The sequence below is a fragment of the Alistipes finegoldii DSM 17242 genome, from assembly GCF_000265365.1.
Classification (GTDB): Bacteria; Bacteroidota; Bacteroidia; order Bacteroidales; family Rikenellaceae; genus Alistipes; species Alistipes finegoldii.
Window position 1 is genome coordinate 3,543,651 of the sequence record NC_018011.1, and the last position, 19,242, is coordinate 3,562,892.

Consider the following 19,242-nt stretch of genomic DNA (forward strand, 5'->3'; position numbering starts at 1 on the left):
TGATTAAATGACGAAAAGAGGTTTTTATATTAAATGTGTATTGTTCGTGCTCGTGTTGAGTATAAGCGGAGAAATATCCGCTCAGGAGAAGCGTGATTCGGTAAGGATCTATTTTCATCAAGGAAAGGTAAATATAGATACATGTTTACTTGACAATGGGAACGAGATGGAGCGGTTTGCTAAAATCTGTTCCGCATTGAACGACTCCGTCCGTCTTATCAGGAAAATTCAAATAATAGGAGGAGCTTCCCCGGAAGGAGGGGGGCTGTTGAATGGAAGGCTGTCTGAAAAACGAGCAGAGGTTTTGTGGCGGTATATATCACCTTATATAAAGATTCCGGTATTGGAGAGGGATTTTCATTTTTCGGGAAGCGACTGGAACGGACTTATAACGATGGTGAGAGCGGATGTGAATGTTCCGGAGAGGGAGGATGTCCTTCGTTTGTTGGAGAAGATCGTCCGTTTGGAAAACCAGGACAGCCCTTATTTGGGGGGAGAACTGAAAAGACTGAAAGGGGGGAGGCCATACTCATATTTGTATAAATTCCATTTTCCGAAACTTCGTTCGTCGATGGTGAAAATATGCTATGATAGTGATCCGATAAATCCCGTCAGAGATACGGTATATATACATACACGTGATACGTTGTGCATCCGTGATACCGTTACCGTCATAGCTCCGGTAAAGAAACGGCCGTTTTGCATGGCGGTGAAAACAAACTTGCTTTATGACGCTGTTTTGATACCTGACATCGGGGTTGAGTTCTGTTTGGGGAAGAACTGGTCTGTGGCCGGGAATTGGATGTATGCCTGGTGGAAAAGTGATCGGAAGCATAATTATTGGCGTATCTATGGGGGAGATGTGGAGTTGCGCCGCTGGTTCGGTCGGAGAGCGGTGGAAAAACCGTTTTCCGGGCATCATGTCGGATTGTACGGGCAGATCGTCACCTATGATTTCGAATTGGGTGGGAAAGGTTACTTGGGGGATAAATGGAGTTACGGGGGAGGCGTGGCTTACGGCTACTCGTTACCTGTGGGACATCGGTTCAATGTGGATTTCACGTTGGGAATCGGCTACCTTGGAGGATTGTACAAGGAGTACATCCCTTTGGACGGTCACTATGTATGGCAGACCACTAAAAAACGCTGCTGGTTCGGCCCGACCAAGGCGGGTATCTCTTTGGTGTGGTTGATCGGGCGGGGGAATTATAGCCGGAAGAAAGGAGGCAGGCAGTGATACTGATACGCTTTAGTCTGGTGTTCATATTTTTATGGATGGGACTGACGGCTTGTGAGCATAAGGATTTATGTTACGATCATCCGCACTTTGCCACGGTGCGGGTAGTATTCGACTGGACCAAGATTTCCAATCATGACAAGCCTGAAGGCATGAGGGTCGTATTTTATCCGACCGATGATGAAAGCAACACGTGGATATTTGATTTCCCCGGAGGAGAGGATGGGGAAGTGGAGCTCCCCGAGAATGATTACCGGGTAATTTGCTTCAACTACGATACCGACGGGATGGTTTGGAAAGAAAACGGCAGTTACACGCTTTTTACTGCCGATACGCGTGATGTTCGGTCGCCGGATAACCAGACAATGGCCGTCACCCCACCCTGGCTGTGTGGCGACCATATAGACAGAGTTATCCTCAAGGACATTCCGGAAGGAAGCACGAAGGTAATACGGCTAACTCCCGTAAACATGGTATGTCACTACACGTATGAGGTGAACGGAATTCGGGGACTGGACAGGGTGGCGGATTTGCGGGCCGCTCTTTCCGGCATGTCCGGCTCGCTTAACATGTCCGGCGACAGTTTGCCCGCCGATCTTTCGGAGAGCCTGCTCTTTGATGGAATGGTTTCACGGAATCAGATTATAGGCGGATTCTATACGTTTGGACATTCCGCACTTGAAGGAGAGCCCAATGTTTTCCGGCTGTATCTCAAGAACCGTTCAGGCAGCATGTCTGTATTGGAACAGGACGTGAGCGACCAAGTGCATGATGTCCCGGTAGCGGGGCATATCGGTGATGTGCATCTGGTGTTGAATTTTGATTATGAGGTACCATCCGAGCCGGGAAGTGGCGGTCCGGGATTTGATGTGGACGTTGATGATTGGGATGATGTGAATGTGGATATAGTGTTGTAATCGAGTTTTATTAATTATATTTATTAACAATTTTATTCATTTTATGAAAAAAAGTACAGTAATGTTTTGGGCAATCTTTGGAGTACTACTGATGAGTTGCTCAGAAGAGGAGATTGCGAATGTGGAAACCTCCTCACGAAATGCGATTGGTTTTAACGTGTTAAGTAATGCGGCGGAAACGAGGGCTACCCCTACTACCAACACCAACTTGAAGAACACCGATTTCGACGTGTTCGCTTTTACGGCGGATGGTACTGCCTTCATGGGAAAGAACGACACGGAATTTGCACATGACGGAGTGAAGATCGTGTACAAAAATGGTAAGTGGGATTATGACAATGCGAGCGACCTTCGTTATTGGCCTACCGAGGCTTTGGACTTTTACGCGTTCAATCCCGGAACGGTTAGTGAAGACATGATGGTGTTTTATAGTTGGGAAGCCACCAAGGATGTCCAAAAGATAAGTTATACCTGCATGGATGAGTATGGAGCCGGTACTCATGAAAACTACGACGTGATGTATGCCATGGCCAAAGGCCAGACAAAAGACATGAACAACGGAATAGTGAAATTTAATTTCAAACATATTCTGTCACAGGTCGTATTCAAAGCAAAGACCCAATACGATAACATGCAGGTGGACATCGACGTGATCAAGATTCATAATTTCAAATTTGCCGGCGCCTTCACATTGCCTGCGGCAGCCGATGGAACGGGAAGTTGGAGTTCGTCTGATTTAGCATTTCCACACGCATTTACCGTAGTGAAAAACGCAAACATCACGGTCAATAGCAATACCGAAGCTACCGATATTACCACAAATACTCCTATGCTGAATATACCACAGAAGCTGACTGCTTGGACTGTTTCCGGAGCCAGCAAAACCAAGAAGGGTGCCGACGATGCGAAGCAATGTTATCTGGAGATCTCCTGCAAAATCCGGCAGTCCGGAGTTTATCTGTTGGGTTCAGCAAGCGAATACAAAACAATTTATGTTCCGTTCGGAGATACATGGGAACAGGGCAAGCGTCATATCTACACGTTGATTTTCGGTGGTGGTTATGATGATCAGGGAGAGGCTGTGTTGAATCCGATCCAGTTTGATGCAGAGACAACAGGCTGGGTTGATGCAGATAAAGACGTAAACGTCCAACCTTAATCCAAACGTTTATTAATATCGTACCCGTTGGCAGGTTAAACATACGCAAGATTAACCCTGCCAACGGGTTTTTTATAGGGAATCGCATTTTCAATATACTTTTTGATGTGTAGGGGTGCTTTTTGCGTACCTTTTTCCTGGAGAATTTCTTTTGTGGAGTGTTTGCCCTGTATATTCCCGATACGCTGTTATAGCAGGGAACTGTTTTTATCCAAGTAGTCAGATATAGCCTCTTGCAATACCGATTTTAGCGAATCGCCTTTGCGGATCGCGATCAGCTTTAAGTTCTGGTGATAGGTTTCGTCCATGACAAAATTACAATGCACGGTTTTCGCTTTCTTCGGCTTTTGAGCCTCTTTTTGCCCGGCCGTGGATTGGGTCAGGCTGTCTAATCCCCCGGTCAGCCCGGCCGACATACTGTTTTTTAAATCGTTCTTCTTTGCCATATGGTTACTTTATTTCTGTTAGCAGTTCGTTACATACCTTCTCGTAGTCCTCTGCCCCGGCAGATTTTGGGGCATAGTGAAAAATATCCTGCCCTTGTGTCGGGGCTTCGGCCAGCGTAATGGCGTTGCGTATATGGGTGCTGAACACTTTGCCCTGGAATGTTTCCTGTACCAGTTCCGAAACGCTCTTGTTCAGGTTCTTTCTTCCGTCGTACTGGGTTATCAGGACCCCGGCGATCGAAAGATCCGAGTTCAAACGTTGCTGCACCTTGTGGACGACCTGCATAAGTTTGGCCATTCCACGCATTGCCAGGAATTGAGCCTGAACCGGGATAATCAACCGATCCGAGGCCGTCAGTGCGTTAAGCGTGAGCAGCGACAGCGAGGGGGGGGGCAGTCGATCAGGATATAATCGAATTTTTCCTTTTGGCCCTTGATAAGGTGGGCTAAGATAAGTTCCCGCCCGGCCTCGTTGATTAACTCCGTTTCAACGGCCGAGAGATCCAGGCAGGAGGGAACGACGCTAAGACCGTCCTTATGCTCGTAGATCGGCAGGTCGTATTCGCCTTTCATCGCGCCGTAGATCGTTTGGGGAAGCTCCGCGGAGAAGCCCAGCGATTCGGTCAGGTTGGCCTGCCCGTCAAGGTCGATCAAAAGAACCTTGTACCCTTTTTGACGTAACGCGCCGCCCAGGTTGATCGTGGTTGTGGTCTTTCCTACTCCCCCCTTGTGATTCAATACGGAGATTACTTTTGCTTTGCTCATAAATTCAGTTTTTTAAATGGTTGTCATGTCCGCAAATATAGTTAAAATACTAATATACTAAAATACTAAAAGTAGTATTTCTCGTTTTTTGCGTGTTTTTTGTACCGATCGGGGAAGCGTACCGAAATAAATCCTGTTTCCATCTTTCGGTACGTTTTGTTTCTGTACCGGAATTAATCAAAGATTAGAATAACCATAAATGTTTTTATACGTTAATCATACGTATGTATATATGTATATATTTGTTTTTGAGTATCTTTGTGTGCTATAAATAAAAAATAAAAGACATGAGCACTTATTCGTATAAAAATCCGAAGTTTATAAATTCCCCTAAAGGGGTGGTTGAAGTTGTAGAAGTGATTTATGACGGCAAAGATGATCCGGCCTATTCACTGGCTATTATTAAATGGGAAAATACCTATAAATTAGGTATTCGTTGGAACATCGCTTATAGTGAATGGGACGATTACCGCAAACAGAACGGGCAAGATGAATGTATAGGTAATCCACAGTCGAGAGGTATTCCCACCTGGTTTGTTTTGCCCGATGATATGATGTTTGGTGAGAAGTTCAGCGGTGCGATGCAGAGGCTTGATGAATTAAGAAAAGGTAAGTAAGCAATGGAACAGGGAGAAATCATATTATACCAGCCGGATGAAGCGGTCAAGTTGGAAGTGAGGTTGGAAGATGAAACCGTTTGGCTGACACAAGAACAAATAGCCGACTTGTTCGGGACTAAAAGGCCAGCTATTACCAAACATTTGAACAACATTTACAAAAGCGGCGAACTTGATATAGATAGCACATGTTCCATTTTGGAACATATGGGTAATGACGGCAAACAGAGATATACTACTAAATATTATAATCTTGATGCGATTCTGTCAATAGGATATCGGGTTAATAGCAAGAACGCAACCCTTTTTAGGAAATGGGCGAATAGTGTATTAAAGGATTATCTTTTAAAGGGGTATTCCATTAATAAACGTTTGTCAGAACTTGAAAGGACTGTCGCTCAACATACCGAGAAGATAGACCATGATCCGCTTCAGCTTTCCCAGCAGCCCGTCTATCAGCAGCCTTGTCCTGTAAAAGCCTGTCTGGTGCGAGAGCTTTGTCAGTTGGTTCAGATTGTTCGCCATTCCCGCCAGGCTGCGCAGCAGCGCATTCTCTTCAGGCGTATGCCTTGCCGTAACGGTGGCCGCCAGTGCCACCTCCCTGATATAGACCGCCAGACTCCGGCCGGACTTCCTTGCCCTGAATCTGAGAGCCTCGTAGCTGACGGGGGAGAACTTCACTGTCACTCCCTTGGTCAGCTTCCGCGTCCTGCCCAGTGCCGGACGGCCGCGTTTTTTCTTCATCTCATTCATATCCTTTGTCATATGTTTTTTCTTTTTCGTCCGTACTTCTTTCATTCCAAAATCTGCGACCGGCGGGAGTGGATTTACCCTCCCTGCAACCGCCGGGCGCTGGGGAGCAAGGGTTTTCGGGAATCCGGAAACATAACCTTGCTATTACTATTACAGAATCCACCCTTCAAAACAACAGGAAATATTAATATCAATGGTTTCAGATAACCGTTTCCATTCCTGGTCCGGAAGGTGACAATGAAAGTATATCCGCCGGAGGTGTACATATATTTTCTACAGTCATCCGTTCCGGCTGATATACGACCGGCAGTCATTCACACGGTCTGACAGTCACCGGTACTCTAAAGTTTCCTCCAGCGTTCGATGTCTTGCCGGTAGGTTTCAAGATGCCGTCTTGCCAGATTCTCCAGCAGCCCGGATACGCTCATTCCCCGGCAGCCCAGTCTCAGGACGATCATGTCCAGGGCACTACGAGTTTCCTCACTGATGAACACGGCTTTAGGTCCCTTGATTTTAGGGGGAATGAGATAAGTTTCCCGATACTTTTCCAAAGCCGGGCGCTTCGGTGCCTTCTCCGGCTTTGCCGGCTGTGGGCAGGTTCCGTCAAGTATCTCCCTGAGGGTACTTCCCAACTTCTCACACAGGACGGCCATACGGTGCGTATGTCCTTCCGCCATCGTTTTTCCCACAAGGGGCATGTCTTCTTTTCCTTCTTTCATAGAAACTTGGATTTACGTTGATACGATGGTTTCCCATATACCGGGAAACCGATTGTCGCCGGCAAATAAAACGATAAAAAACAGACGGATCGACACTTAGGGTTCTGTTGGCGTATTCTTCTGTATCATTCTCTGCTTCAGGGTGTACGGACGGTGAGAACTTCATTATTATACGCATCGGAAGCAGGGCATGAACTTTACGGATGCAGTTGCAATCACTAAAGACCGATTGCAACCATTAATGATTATAACCGGTCATTAATGGTTGGTTATAATTATTAATGGCCGGTTACAAACACTGATGCCCGCATCAGTGTTTGTCCGGCAGGCATCTTTCAGTCCGGATATGGAAGAACATCCTGATAACCGGCCTCTTTACCGGAATGGGACAAAACTGATGGACATCCGTCATGTTCATAAGCGTCTCCACGATAACATTTGGCGCATCTTTCTATTGTATAAATCAATAAAAGTACATCTTATGAAAAAGAAAGATCGCTTCGATTCCAATTGAATATCTATTCCGGACATCTGATGACATATAATGACATCTGATGAAGGGCCGGAACCATATCCGGGAACAATCATTTACTTTGCGGATGAAACAGGCACGCATATGGTGTCAAAGGTAGTCATCCTGTCTTGAAATTCAGGATGTTCCGCTGGGATTCACTAAATTGCGGCACGGAATCCGGATCCGAAGAGAGAATGAAACAGATGTCAAACCTGAAATTACAGTGATTATGGAAATAGTGAACATTGAGGCAAGGACCTTCGAGGCGATGCTCTCGGCCTTCCGGACGTTCGCGGACCGGCTGGACACCCTCTGCCGGCTGTACGGCGACATAGAGGAGAAGAAATGGCTGGACAACCAGGAGGTGTGCCTGCTGCTGAAGGTCAGCCCGAGAACCCTGCAGACCCTCCGTGACAACGGCACGCTGGCATATACACAGATCTGTCACAAGACTTATTACAAGCCCGGGGACGTGGAAAGTATCATCCGGATAGTGGAGGAGCGCCGCAAGCGGGCTGAAAGTATGGGAAGGTCGATCTGAAAGGCCATGAAAAACGAATGTCGAACAAAAAAAGATCAAGTCATGATGAATACCGATAACCGTCTGCTCACCCGTGAGAGCAGCGAGCATATAAGAGAGTTCTTCTCTACCGTCGAGCGTCTCTCCGTTTCCATGGAGCGTCTCTTTGCCGGCAGGTCACCGGCGATGGCGGGCGAGAACTTCTATACGGACCGCGAACTGGCTGAAAAACTGAAAGTGAGCCGCCGCAGCCTGCAACAGTACCGGGACAGCAGTCTGCTTGCCTTCACCCGGCTAGGCGGCAAGATACTGTACCGTTCTTCCGACATCGAGAAGCTGCTTGACGGCTGCTACAGGGAGGCGAGAACCAGACCGGAGGAACTTTAGAAAAGTTCCGTACGGGATCGTGAATGAAGGGGCGGGCGGTTGTCATACCGGCCGTCCCTTCGTTTTCTTTCCACCGGATGAACGACTTTAATTTGCTCATAAAGTATTTATACACAGAGTGTTTTCTTTATAAATTATGATCCGGTGACGACATTGGCATAACATGGCGGGACATGGAAACATTTTTCCGGTATGGCAATAAGATACGGGGATTCCATTATAAAAAAAGACCCTTATTTTATTATGTCATTATGTTATTCTGAAATTGGGGCGGGCTGCCCGTGTATCGGTGGAACGGTCCGTTCCTGTAATGGCGGCACATCCCGTACTGATATCATTATCCGCCGGCAATGTTGTTTCCCGGTCTTGCCGGAGTGACCTTATGCCGGCCGGTGACAACCGCATGTCCGTGTGTAAACATGGCGGCGCATAAAAACAGGCACACCCTCCGGGCTCCTGTCCCGTCGGATGCGCCTGTCTCCATCATGTCATATACAGCCGGACTACTCCGGCCCATGCCTCTATCTGAGTATCGGATTCGAGAGCAGTATCTTGTAATAGGCCACCCCGCCAATCTCTACCGGCATCCTCGCCATCATGAACTGCACGCTCTTCCTCTCCACCTTCGCCTGCCGCATGAGCCTCTGCACGATAAACCCGGCCGAGAACCTTGCGCATCTTTTATCCTTCCAGACGATGAACCCCTCGCTGTCGTCGGCCCGGCAGATATACCAGTCACCCGTCTCGTCATCGTGGGCGAAGTTCACCCGTCCACCGCCGAGGATTCCCAATTCGATTGACATCGTCTTTGACAGATAGACGGTTCCCCTGCTGTCAAGGTTGATGGTCCGCTTTCCCTTGTATGTGACTTCCTGCGGACGGGAGTTTTCCCTGTTGTATACTATCAGTGCCATAATTGTCTTTCTTTTATCGGTTGAACTGTTTTCGTTTTTCAATACATGAAGCTTTCCACCGCCAGCATCCGGCTTCTCCATGCGAAACCGCTGTGGGTACGTACCGCGTCCACTATCCTGCATACTTTCTGCGATATGGCCGATGCCGAGATACCCATGCATTCCGCCAGTGCCTTGAACGAGAACTGCGCCTCATAGAACCTGAGCATGAACATCCGGTATTCCTCGTAGGAGAACTTCTGCCTTACGAAACGCAGTATGTCCTTAACCAGCCTCTCGCACCCGTTCAGGTCGTCCTCGGAAAGGAATTTTGCCTCCTCGCCACATCGGAGGAAGAAATCATCTTCAGGGTGTGCATACCGGTTCTCCCTTTTAATCTTTACCAGGGCCGCCTTTTTGTAGCATCCGATGAAATACGCGTCATAGTCCGTTATGTCCTTTCCGGGAACCAGCACCTGCCTTCTTACGAAAAGGTAGGTGTCATGGAAATTGTCCTCGTCCAGCATTCCGTACCGGCGTAACGTCCCTCTCAACCTGTCATAGGATTTTGTGAACCACTCGTTGAACAGTCTTTCCTTTTCTGCGCTCTTGTCTGCCATAGCCTTATGTTTTTTTTGAGTCGTACATTTGTACGTTATACATGGCCTACACGGGTAGGCATTCTTATTTCTTGTGCTTCCTCCAGTTTGTTTTTCGGCGGTCTCCGGCAAGGCTTGCCGTGAAAAAATACGCTCACGCGAAGCGTGAGGAAGATTTTTTCACGAGCAACCAGCCCGCAGGGCCGCCTTGCGGGACCGGCCTGAAAAACAACTATTTTTGCCGCAAGAAATGAGGATGACAGATTACTTCCTTCTATCTATTGTCTGTCCGGTGAGAATTTAGATTCCATGCAGCTTTTCTGTCTTCGGTATGTTTGGAGAAATATTCAAGGATATGAAATGAGAACGGCAATACGTGATGTTGCGGAAGGAATGGATATGGGATTGGAAACAGGAAGCGTGCCCGGGCTTTCATGCAGTTTATACGGCGGTGTTGATTTTGAGGAGGATGACAGGGAAGTGACAGGATGGTCGGCTGTCGGAAAAGAAGCAATACCGGCGGACGTGGATATGGGCAAAACCACCCGTACATGCAATGCAGAGGGAGCAGGAGAGCCTTCACCACAGCCGGAGCCCCTTTTCATGCCGTATCCCGACATGAAAAGGGGCTCCTGGACAATTCTTTTCCTTTTTCCTTGTCGCACATGCACTACGTCGGTCGCAGTTTTCGCCTTCTGAATCAATTTTCCCGTCCGTCACCCGCGCATTCGGAGCGTTTTTCCGGCAGAAAATTTCACCGTACGGAAATTTTCTGCCGGAAACCGGAGGGAAAACGCGCAGATCCGCGGGGACGGCGGAACTTTGATGAAGAAGGGGAAAAATCACTCGTCCCGTAAATGCCTTCCCTCAGATGGCATCGCATATCTCCTTCTCCATCTTTTCCAGCTTATGGGACAGGACTTCCATGTCGCTGCTGATCTTCTGGTTGGTTATCCGGGCATATATCTGGGTGGTTTTCAAATCCGTATGACCCAAAAGACGGCTTACGGTCTCGATGGGCACACCGTGCGAGAGCAGCACGGTGGTGGCGTTCGTATGCCGGGCAACATGGTAGGTCAGCCGTATCTTGAAACCGCACTGCCTACCAAGTTCCTTCAATATGACGTTGCATCTGCTGCTGCTCGGTACCGGAAATACATGATCGTCCTTGGACAGCCCCTTGTACTTCTCTATGATGCGCCTGGGAACGTCCAGCAGGCGGATGTTGGACTCGGTGTTCGTCTTCCGCCGGCGGGTGATGATCCAGAGGTTGCCGTCGAAGAAGGTCTGGAGCCGGTCAGTCGTCAGCGCCTTCACGTCTGCGTATGCCAGTCCGGTAAACACCGAGAAGATGAAGAGGTCACGTACCAGTTCGCAGGTCCCGCTTTTCACCGGGACCTCCATCAGCGTCTGTATCTCACGCTCCGTCAGGTAGCCCCGGTCAACGCTCTCGAAGGAGTTGATGTACCCGGCGAAGGGATTGAAGGGAAGTGCACCGCTGTTGCGGGCGATGGAGATGATGTGCTTGAGCCCGATCATGTAACCCCATACGGTATTGGTGCGGCATTTCTTCTCCGTACGCAGAAAATACTCGAAGTTGTTGATGAAGGTCAGGTTGAGTTCCTTCAGGGGGATGTCGTCACGTCGGTACACTTTCGGGACGAACTCGCACAGGTGCTTGTATATGGTACGGTAGCGGTTGTATGTCCCCTGTACGCGGCTGTGTCCCACTTTCTTGATGAACTCCTCGTTGTGCTGTTCGAAGAGTTTCAGCAAAGTCTCCCGTTTCACGCCCAGTCCGAGGTAGACATCCCTCAGCCTGGCAGCAGTGACATAGCCGTCGGACTGCATCAGTTCCTGGTAACGACGGTTCACGTCCACACGTATCCGGTCAACCGCCGCATTGATTTTCTGTGCCTCGACGCTCTTGCCGGTGGCACGTGCCGTTTTCACGTCCCAAAGTTTCGGGGGTGCGTCCAGCTTGCAGCTGAACTGCTTGATTTCGCCGTCCACCGTAAGACGGCACATCAGGGGGAGATAGCCGTTGGCTCTCTCGCTGCCCTTCTTCACGTAGAAGAGGATTTTGAAAGTCGATCTGCTCATACTCGTTTTCATACTTTTTTGATTGTTACAAAGTTAATATCAAGCGAGTTGTCTCCAAGTATGAAAAATTGTGCAAATTACTGAAATATAACCTGTTGTACCGTTTCTTGTTCCTATTATATCAGTAACGATATGGGAACTGAAGTCTTTCGCAACTTTTATCGAACCTCCTTTTTCAGCTTATGCAGTATTATGAGCTAAACACCTAACTGATTAGTGGACTGCATTTTTGCTGTATTATCATTAACCTTGCCTTTTTCTTTTACGTTTATTTTAACTACTCGTAAAGTTTTTCGGCTTCCGCTTTTATTAAAGAGCTATTTACGTCCGCCTCCAAATACAACTCCTACGGAAATATTGAAATGCCGATTGGCCTTTTCTTCCAATTTATAATTGAAGGTTACGCGAAGATGGTGAAACAACTCTATACCGAAACGAGGCATGAGACAGAATGAACTACTTGAACCACCGATGTCGTATGAGTTATCGCCAATTAAAATTATGGGTGCTGCGTTTTCATGAGAAGCAAGCCCTAAACCCATACCAGCGAAGAATAAAATATTTTTCGATCTTCGAAAATTGTAGTCACCAACAACAAGATAATTAACAGAGGTGAATCCTAATTTCCTGACTTCATCAGATTGACGGTGAAAAACATTTCCGGCGACTTGAACTCCGATATCTATAGGCAAATGCAGAAAATTGTAGCGTATTTCCCCAAAGCCCATTCCCCCGGATTTTGCATTGTCAAAATTAAGCTTACTGGCGCCAAAAACTACGCCGCCACCAATCTCGACTTCTATTTGGCGAATTTCTCGATTCTGCTTTTCCGTAGGTCGGTAAGATTGGGCATTGACATTGAGGAGGTGCAGTAAGGAAAACAAGAAAATAATCTTCTTCATAGATGAACTGATTTGAGGTCTAAAAAAATGTGAGAAAATTATTACGATTTTTTTACGATCGTCATTCCGCCCCAACTATTGCCAAGACGTCCGGCAACATACACAGTCCCGAATTTGAGATTCTTCGGTTTGATTTTGAACTTACCTTGATTGATAATTTTCGCCCACTCCTTGAAAGATTGAGGCATGTGATTCAGATCCAAGTTAATCGTAAATGAAACTTCGCTTAAAAATATCTCCCTTACTTTTTTTACATCGCCTTTGCGCTTTTGTCCACCGGGAAGAATCGTAATGACTTTATCTGCGGAGAAGCATTGGATAGCATCGAGTTGAGTGATATCAACGTTGCTATTTTCTACACGCAACTTAAACCAATTTCTAATTTGTATAGGGTTCATCAGCGAAAGCTGTTGTTGCTGCAGAGCAGTAATATCCAATCCGACAATCGTAAGTACCATGCCTTGATGATTGAAACCGGGAATCGTTTTATATTCCGTACTGACAATCGAAGCCTCTGCATTTTTTGGATAATCGGGAATTCGCTTATAGCCTTCTGAAAAAATAATATTGCTCCACCCTATGAGTAATTCGCTTGCCTGTTTTCCACTCCAACCGATCCAATTCTTTTTCTGCATTTCTGCCGACGCTCCGAATTCCGTATAAAATTTATAGTTGTAATAATAAAATTTGCCCTTCATCCGATGCTTTTTCGATAATTTGTATGTATATCCACGGTTACGCCCGAAGATGCTTTGCCATAGTTTCCCCAACCATGTTTTGGCATCTGCATTGAATCTCGGAAATCTTTCAAAAGGAGGTATTTGTGTCGTAACAGTTCGTGTTGTCATGTTGAGCGTATTAACAATATTAGTCGAAAGGTCGTCGTCGTCGAGAACACCGGGAAGATCATCCGGCAGATCTTCGGCTTCAGCATCCAACACTTCAGTTATTTCAAATGTATTGATACGGTAAATATCCTCTGCTAATTGGTAGGTATTCTCTTCCATCTGGATTCCCTCTTCGGTTTCGAAGCGTTCATAATTACTCTCAAAGAATTTTTGTTTCGATTCCGGGAAGTAGTAGGTTCCTCTCGGTGAGATTTTATATATTGTCTGATCTACCATTACCTCTGCGCGAGCGTTAAGAAGTTTTGCTACTTTGATATTTGGCACAAGAGAATCATAACCTTTAGCTATATAGAGCGACATATCGTTATTTTCGATAAGTGCTTGTTCCTTGAGCGGTCTGCAATCCACACGCAGAATTGGATCAGTTGCAATGGGGAGGTTTTGGACTGGTTCCAGCAGATCAACATATTTTTCATTTGCAGTTAATCCTCCTTGTGCTTTAGTTGCAAAACATGCGCGTGTTGTAACATCATCATCTTGTTGATTCAGGGCCGCGATAAAATCTTCCTCCGATGAGAAAGACAACATGGCGATATTCGCTATATCCGTATTATTCCCATTTTCAGTTTTTGCCCCATCGAATTTTTGACATGAATAGATAGCTAATATACAGACAACAAAAAATAAGCATTGATATTTTTTCATTTTGGTAATTGATCAACTTATGATTAGTGTTATATTTCTAAGAATTCAATATGCCCTGTGTAAATCGTACCGTTTTCATATTCGACGGTAATCAGATAAACCCCGCAGTCGAGATCCGACACGTCGAGTGTCGCAGTCTGATCGGTGAAATTCACCATTTCCGTAAGATAGGTTCCATTGCCGGAGATCGTAACGAATGCCCGGTCGCAATTCTCCGGAGAGTGGAGCGTAATGGTGTTGCCATCTGAAGAAAGCACCGCATTAATCGGCGGCATGACGCTGCGCGGACCCTTAACCGTCATTTTCTTTTCCAGATAAACGGACGTGGTTTTCGGTCGTTTCCGATTTGCATACGCTTCAAAGCAAATTCCGGCTCCGATGCAGCACAGCACAAGTAATAAAAGTAATTTTTTCATGTGATAAGATATGTGGGTTAGACAATAGTAAAGTTAGGCTTTCGGTTTCTTCCGATAGCAAAATCAGCGCCGATAAAATCTATCACACAAAGCCACTAAATAATTGATATACAAATAAATAAAAACTGCAAGAATTGCATAAATCTCGCAGTTTTTATAATGTATGCGATAATTGCCTGAAAAACAAAATATTACATGTTAATTTTTTTGGAGTTTTTCAACGGAGGGGGGGGGTAATTTATTTGACAATCAGCGTGTTACTATATTTTCTGAATAAAAAAGTCCTTTTCGGCCGAATCCGACGCCGCAATTCGGGCTTTCAATCTCGATTTGCGGTTGTAGACATTCGATACCGAATCGCCGATTATAACGCTGATGATTTGCGCCGAGAATCCGGCGTAGATGTAACATAGCAAATCTATATCCGCAGGTTTGAATTTCGGGAACTGCTTCCGCAGTTTCACGATGATATTGTCATTTACCGTGTTTACGATCTCCTCCAATTCTTTTTTGGTCGCGGGATTGGATGCAAGGTTCGTAAAGAAGTTTCTCACTTGTTTGTAAATGACCTCCTGCTGCGCTTTTGTATTGTTTCGTTCATAGAACGCCCGGCCGAGTTGGTCGAGGAACTCGAAGCGGGACAACACCAATTCTTTAAGTTGCACCTCCTGTCCCTCCTTGACGGCAAGATGTTCGAGGATGCGGTTTTTTGATGCCCGGATGGTGTCAACGGCCAACATGTAGCGTTCAACCTGCTGCTGCTTTCGTTTCATGCGTTCCCGATAGTAGTAGATCAGGAAAATTGCGACGGTGCAGATCAGCAGTCCGACAATATATTCAAAGTAAGTTCGTACTTTCAGGCGGTAACTCGCAAAAGCAGTTTGCTCTTTATAATATTTCCCCTCGGCGCGGTTGCTGATTGAGATACCACCATGCGGGATATGGAATCGCTCAACCAGATATATTCGTTGATCGAATTGGCTGCTTCCTCTGAATTTCCGGATGCCAATTCAATTTGAATAGATAGATATGCCAGTTGTGCATCGTCCCGAATATCCTCCGCCAACTCCGAAGCGATATTGAAATAATATCGTGCGCTGTCTATCTTGTGTTGCAGATAATATACTTTGGCTAATACTCTATATTGATAAATTGAAAGACCATCTGGAGCGGTCCGTTCAATTTCCTTTACGGCCTGCAAGGCTTTTGGATAATCGCCCTCATTTACATAAATATCCCCCAAATTGCTTAAACAAGCAATAACCATATCGTTATCTTCCTGCTGTGCGGCTGCTTGCAGAGCTTGCGAATAGTATTTCACGGCATTGTCGTTATCGCCCAAACTGGAATAGGCATTGGCGATATTAAGTGTCGCATTATTCATAAACGCAGGCTTGCGTAGTTTTTCCCAAGCGCCATAAGCATTCCGATAATATTCCAGCGCTCCGTTAAAATTCATCTGCTCGGAATAGACCTCCCCGATACGGGAGTATACCAAACCCAGATAATAATTCTTATGCGCCGCGAAAGCGTATTTTTCCGCAGTCAGATAATAGCGCATGGCTTCCTGATAATCGTCGCCGTTTTGATAGATTCGCCCATAGTGATAGTTAATCAGAAACTTCACCGAATCCGAACAAATCCGGTTGTCGTAATACCGGTATGCAATGCGTATCAGCGAATCATCATCGGCATCCACATAATTTTTATCGAGTGCCGCGGAATACAAGAGAGCGTATTTTGCCCGCGTGCTGCGCCGCAGAATCCGGTCGGGGTCAATGTTCTCGATGATGCGCAACGAGCTGTCCGGTTCGATGCGTAACAATCTTGTCGCAGTAGACAATTCTTGCTCGATTTGCTTATTGTTGCCACAGCTGAATAGGAGAAAACCCGTTAAAAAAGATAATAAACCTATTGGCGGAATTAAATTATAAAAGATTTATGTTTAAAAAGTTGTGCATATTATTGATATTTAGTAAATTAAATGAGATCAAACATTTAATAGACAAATATCGTATGCACAACTTATATGCAATATTCGCAAAATTACTGAACATATGCAAACAAATTGCCGGCAATTTAGTCAATGAATCTGGGAATGTGCCAAGACGAGGAGTCGTCCCTAAATTCTCAGACCTTGAAGTAGTGGCTTTGAACATGGCATCAGAGGCTGTTGGTATTGACAGTGAGTCGCTGTTATTTGCAAATCTACAGGAATATAGAGTTGAAATACCCAACCTTATTTCCCGCCGACAATACAATGACAGACGTAAAATAACTTCCTCCCTATGTAATGCAATCCGAGAAAGAATGGTTGCTAAAATGGATGGTGGTGAAGACTATTTCTGTATTGATTCGAAACCGATAGAAGTATGTCGTATTGCCCGTTCCAAACGTTGCAGTATGGGAAAGAAGGATTTTAGTAAAGCACCTGGGGTAGGCTACTGCGCATCACAAAGCATGTATTACTATGGGTATAAACTCCATGCAGTCTGTGGGTTAAGTGGTGTCATCCACTCCTTTGACCTCACTAAGGCAAGTGTGCATGACATTCATTACCTGAAGGATGTGAAAGTGGATTATAGTAATTGTACAGTCATAGGGGACAGAGGATATATAAGTGCCCAAGTGCAATTGGATCTGTTTGAAACTGCCAATATCAGATTGGAGGTACCATACAGATGTAATCAAAAAGAATGGAAGCCAACATTCCCAGCTTTTGCCAAAGCGAGAAAAAGAATTGAAACCCTATTCTCGCAATTGTGTGACCAGTTTATGATTATAAGGAATTATGCGAAAGATACAGATGGATTGTTTGCCCGGATTATCGGGAAGATTAGCGCACTTACAATCCTCCAATATATTAATTACAAAAATGAAAAGCCTATTGGCAGAGTTAAATATGCGCTATTTTAATTCCGCCAACGGGTAATAAGTATTTCATAATTGTCAAATCTAATCATAAAAATACATATATTTTTTGACATCTATTTCTGAAAGAAAATTATATCGAAAAATTCTTAAATTTGATAATATATTGACTTGCCATTTTATCATCGATATATTTTATTCATCTTAAATAAAAACAGAAGACGAGTACAAGGTTCAGCACTTTGTAATCGTCCAGCTGTTATATTGTTATAAAGAATATTATCTAATTTTATTACCCTTGATGCTTTTCAGTATAATTTGCCTATCGCGAAAATTTTCCGTATCTTGCAAAAGGTTATTTGAAACGCGGTATTTCAGCGCAACAGACTGAAAACAAACCGTTGCCTTTTCGTTACCTACTATCTTATACAAAAATGTAACGACCCGATGAATCAGGTCGTTACATCACTTTAATCCCACACCCCGAAAGGCCCGCTGTCTGCCTTGAAGAATCCGTACGGATTCCCCGTTTCGTAAAGGCAGGTCACTTGGCATACAGCCGGAACTTCATGCGCCAGCTTTCGCCCGGAGCGATCGCCTGAAAACCTTCGGCCGCAGGGTCCGCGGCGTTCGGGGCGTTCGTCGTCCACGACTGCGGTTCGGGACAGCAGTAGGGCACCCGGCCGCCGTTGTTCCAGATCGTCCAATAGGTCGTCTGCCGATCGACCTCGTAGAAAGTGCGGACGCCCGTACGGAGATTCTCGACCAGCGCACCCCGGAAAGGCTTGCCGTCCACCTCGATTTCGCGCAGCGTGAAGCCCGCTTCGATCGGTTCGCAGTCCGTTACCCGCAATCCGCCTTCGCGCAGTCTGGCGAACTGTTCCGACAACGGCAACTTACGCCCTGTCGGGATATTACGCCCGCTCATCTCAACTTGTTCTCCAACTGCGACGCGCATCACATAATCCGCCGCCTCACCGCCCGCAAAGGGAATCTGCATCGGCGTATGAAACCCGACGCCCACGGGCATCGACTCCGCACTGCGGTTGGCGAACATCACCTCCTGCTCCAGCCCTTGGGTCGTAAGGCGGAAAGTGATCTTGCATTTGAACTCATGCGGAAAATCGCGGAAAATCGCGTCGTTTCCGGCGTTCGAATAGTAGCGGCACTCCACCAGCACCTCCTCCCCGGTCTCCCAAGCCTTCGACACGGCGAAAGGCTGGCTCTTGAGGATGCCGTGGTGGTAATGGTGCTCTTTGGCGTTCGTGATGGGAAAGCGGTAAGTCCGGCCGCCGAACGTATAACGCCCGTCCTCGATCCGGTTGGGCGGAAACAGGATCGGCAGTCCGAAGACATGCGGCCGTCCCTTGAACGTTTCGACCTCGTCGTCGGCCGGCGCCCGCAGAATCTCGGCGCCCAGCCGCGTATTGGTCAGCCGGATGAGGTTTGCGCCCATGCCCGGAATCAGCAGGGCCGTATAGTCGCCTTTCGAGAACTCGACGGCCTGCATCCCATGCCAGTCGGTACTGCGGAGCATTTTAGAGCAGTTTTTCGATCTTCTCCGCGAGTGCGGCCTTCGACGCGGCGCCGACCTGCTTGTCGACCAGCTCGCCGCCCTTGAGGAAGACGATGGTCGGGATGTTGCGCACGCCGTATTTCATCGTGATCTCATCGTTCTCCTCCACGTCGCATTTGCCGATCAGCACGCGGCCCTCGTATTCGGCGGCGAGTTCGTCCACAATGGGAGCGATCGTGCGGCACGGACCGCACCACTCGGCCCAGAAGTCGATGACGACGGGGAGCTCCGATGAAATTACTTCCTGAAAATTCTCTTTCGTGATTGCTAAAGCCATAATTATTAAGTTTTAAAA

Annotated in this window: 21 protein-coding genes and 2 pseudogenes; 9 read left to right on the forward strand and 14 right to left on the reverse strand. The window is 46.5% G+C overall.

Features of this window, described 5'->3' with window-relative positions; genetic code table 11:
* Positions 1-7: 7 nt before the first annotated feature.
* Genes ALFI_RS15265 through ALFI_RS15275 form a run of 3 tightly spaced genes read left to right on the forward strand, consistent with a single transcriptional unit; the run spans position 8 to position 3,313 of the window.
* Positions 8-1,237 (forward strand): DUF3575 domain-containing protein, encoded by a 1,230-nt coding sequence (locus ALFI_RS15265; protein ID WP_014776478.1) that lies wholly within the window; start codon positions 8-10, stop codon positions 1,235-1,237.
* The gene (locus ALFI_RS15270) at positions 1,234-2,154 is read left to right on the forward strand and encodes a DUF5119 domain-containing protein (RefSeq protein WP_014776479.1); all 921 of its coding nucleotides are present in this window, start codon (positions 1,234-1,236) and stop codon (positions 2,152-2,154) included. The genes ALFI_RS15265 and ALFI_RS15270 overlap by 4 nt, the downstream gene beginning before the upstream one ends.
* A gap of 43 nt (positions 2,155-2,197) precedes the next feature.
* A complete protein-coding gene (locus tag ALFI_RS15275; protein ID WP_042493827.1) occupies positions 2,198-3,313 on the forward strand; it encodes a fimbrillin family protein in 1,116 nt (371 codons plus the stop codon).
* A gap of 188 nt (positions 3,314-3,501) precedes the next feature.
* Here ALFI_RS15275 and ALFI_RS15280 read toward each other — a convergent pair whose 3' ends face one another.
* Together ALFI_RS15280 and ALFI_RS15285 are read right to left on the reverse strand one after the other, a co-directional pair.
* Positions 3,502-3,759: a hypothetical protein gene (locus tag ALFI_RS15280; protein ID WP_004328504.1), complete on the reverse strand. Its 258-nt coding sequence runs from the start codon at positions 3,757-3,759 to the stop codon at positions 3,502-3,504.
* A gap of 4 nt (positions 3,760-3,763) precedes the next feature.
* Positions 3,764-4,524: pseudogene (locus ALFI_RS15285) on the reverse strand (ParA family protein).
* 287 nt (positions 4,525-4,811) lie between these two features.
* On the opposite strand from ALFI_RS15285, the gene ALFI_RS15290 reads away from it, so the two are divergent.
* Complete coding sequence (locus tag ALFI_RS15290) at positions 4,812-5,141, forward strand: hypothetical protein (protein WP_004327465.1); 330 nt, start codon at positions 4,812-4,814, stop codon at positions 5,139-5,141.
* Between the two features lie 3 nt (positions 5,142-5,144).
* Positions 5,145-5,561 (forward strand): annotated as a pseudogene (locus tag ALFI_RS17815) (virulence RhuM family protein); the annotation flags it as partial.
* Here the strand turns inward: ALFI_RS17815 and ALFI_RS17820 are convergent.
* On the reverse strand, positions 5,517-5,906 hold the full coding sequence (locus ALFI_RS17820) for a plasmid mobilization protein (RefSeq protein WP_014776481.1): 390 nt from the start codon (positions 5,904-5,906) through the stop codon (positions 5,517-5,519). The pseudogene ALFI_RS17815 and the gene ALFI_RS17820 overlap by 45 nt on opposite strands.
* Positions 5,907-6,235: 329 nt before the next feature.
* The gene (locus tag ALFI_RS17825; protein ID WP_004330044.1) at positions 6,236-6,613 is read right to left on the reverse strand and encodes a DUF3408 domain-containing protein; all 378 of its coding nucleotides are present in this window, start codon (positions 6,611-6,613) and stop codon (positions 6,236-6,238) included.
* 743 nt (positions 6,614-7,356) lie between these two features.
* Here ALFI_RS17825 and ALFI_RS15305 point away from each other — a divergent pair.
* Complete coding sequence (locus tag ALFI_RS15305; protein ID WP_004330047.1) at positions 7,357-7,668, forward strand: helix-turn-helix domain-containing protein; 312 nt, start codon at positions 7,357-7,359, stop codon at positions 7,666-7,668.
* 42 nt (positions 7,669-7,710) lie between these two features.
* Positions 7,711-8,034 carry a helix-turn-helix domain-containing protein gene (locus tag ALFI_RS15310; RefSeq protein ID WP_009597325.1) on the forward strand — a complete coding sequence of 108 codons (324 nt, stop codon included), beginning with the start codon at positions 7,711-7,713 and terminating at the stop codon, positions 8,032-8,034.
* 521 nt (positions 8,035-8,555) lie between these two features.
* Here the strand turns inward: ALFI_RS15310 and ALFI_RS17205 are convergent.
* Entirely contained in the window at positions 8,556-8,948 is a 393-nt protein-coding gene (locus ALFI_RS17205; protein ID WP_004320820.1) for a hypothetical protein, read from the reverse strand.
* 38 nt (positions 8,949-8,986) lie between these two features.
* Positions 8,987-9,547 carry a sigma-70 RNA polymerase sigma factor region 4 domain-containing protein gene (locus ALFI_RS15320; protein WP_004330050.1) on the reverse strand — a complete coding sequence of 187 codons (561 nt, stop codon included), beginning with the start codon at positions 9,545-9,547 and terminating at the stop codon, positions 8,987-8,989.
* 288 nt (positions 9,548-9,835) lie between these two features.
* Between ALFI_RS15320 and ALFI_RS17830 the strand changes: the two genes are divergently transcribed.
* On the forward strand, positions 9,836-10,225 hold the full coding sequence (locus ALFI_RS17830; RefSeq protein WP_227042927.1) for a hypothetical protein: 390 nt from the start codon (positions 9,836-9,838) through the stop codon (positions 10,223-10,225).
* Between the two features lie 168 nt (positions 10,226-10,393).
* Here ALFI_RS17830 and ALFI_RS15330 read toward each other — a convergent pair whose 3' ends face one another.
* The 6 genes from ALFI_RS15330 to ALFI_RS17580 form a co-directional block, all read right to left on the reverse strand.
* Complete coding sequence (locus tag ALFI_RS15330; RefSeq protein WP_039940021.1) at positions 10,394-11,641, reverse strand: site-specific integrase; 1,248 nt, start codon at positions 11,639-11,641, stop codon at positions 10,394-10,396.
* Between the two features lie 305 nt (positions 11,642-11,946).
* Positions 11,947-12,531 carry a hypothetical protein gene (locus ALFI_RS16745; RefSeq protein WP_014776483.1) on the reverse strand — a complete coding sequence of 195 codons (585 nt, stop codon included), beginning with the start codon at positions 12,529-12,531 and terminating at the stop codon, positions 11,947-11,949.
* A gap of 41 nt (positions 12,532-12,572) precedes the next feature.
* Positions 12,573-14,084 (reverse strand): hypothetical protein, encoded by a 1,512-nt coding sequence (locus tag ALFI_RS15340; protein ID WP_009597326.1) that lies wholly within the window; start codon positions 14,082-14,084, stop codon positions 12,573-12,575.
* A gap of 29 nt (positions 14,085-14,113) precedes the next feature.
* Complete coding sequence (locus ALFI_RS15345; RefSeq protein WP_149881037.1) at positions 14,114-14,500, reverse strand: DUF3244 domain-containing protein; 387 nt, start codon at positions 14,498-14,500, stop codon at positions 14,114-14,116.
* Positions 14,501-14,760: 260 nt separating this feature from the next.
* Positions 14,761-15,273, reverse strand: coding sequence for a hypothetical protein (locus ALFI_RS17575; protein WP_244264983.1), 513 nt, complete (start codon positions 15,271-15,273; stop codon positions 14,761-14,763).
* Between the two features lie 83 nt (positions 15,274-15,356).
* Positions 15,357-16,343, reverse strand: coding sequence for a tetratricopeptide repeat protein (locus ALFI_RS17580; RefSeq protein WP_244264984.1), 987 nt, complete (start codon positions 16,341-16,343; stop codon positions 15,357-15,359).
* 98 nt (positions 16,344-16,441) lie between these two features.
* On the opposite strand from ALFI_RS17580, the gene ALFI_RS15355 reads away from it, so the two are divergent.
* Complete coding sequence (locus ALFI_RS15355) at positions 16,442-17,416, forward strand: IS982 family transposase (protein ID WP_014776486.1); 975 nt, start codon at positions 16,442-16,444, stop codon at positions 17,414-17,416.
* Positions 17,417-17,915: 499 nt separating this feature from the next.
* Here ALFI_RS15355 and ALFI_RS15360 read toward each other — a convergent pair whose 3' ends face one another.
* Positions 17,916-18,908, reverse strand: coding sequence for an aldose 1-epimerase (locus ALFI_RS15360; RefSeq protein WP_014776487.1), 993 nt, complete (start codon positions 18,906-18,908; stop codon positions 17,916-17,918).
* A 1-nt stretch (position 18,909) separates the two neighbouring features.
* On the reverse strand, positions 18,910-19,224 hold the full coding sequence (gene trxA, locus ALFI_RS15365; RefSeq protein WP_009598939.1) for a thioredoxin: 315 nt from the start codon (positions 19,222-19,224) through the stop codon (positions 18,910-18,912).
* Positions 19,225-19,242: the final 18 nt, after the last annotated feature.